At 53.1% G+C, this 256-nt stretch carries 1 rRNA gene; it reads right to left on the bottom strand.

Annotation, left to right across the window (positions count from 1 at the left end):
- Positions 1 to 256 (bottom strand): 23S ribosomal RNA (locus tag M6G53_RS25300); the annotation flags it as partial.

Consider the following 256-nt stretch of genomic DNA (forward strand, 5'->3'; position numbering starts at 1 on the left):
TCTCTACCTGACCACCTGTGTCGGTTTGGGGTACGATTCAATGTTACCTGGAGCTTAGAGGCTTTTCCTGGAAGCAGGGCATCAACTACTTCTGCACCGTAGTGCATCGTCATCACGCCTCAGGGTTGATATGCAACCGGATTTACCAGGTCACACCCCCTACACGCTTAAACCGGGACAACCGTCGCCCGGCTAGCCTAGCCTTCTCCGTCCCCCCTTCGCAGTAACACCAAGTACAGGAATATTAACCTGTTTC

The sequence above is a fragment of the Serratia nevei genome, assembly GCF_024160145.1.
Lineage (GTDB): Bacteria > Pseudomonadota > Gammaproteobacteria > Enterobacterales > Enterobacteriaceae > Serratia > Serratia nevei_A.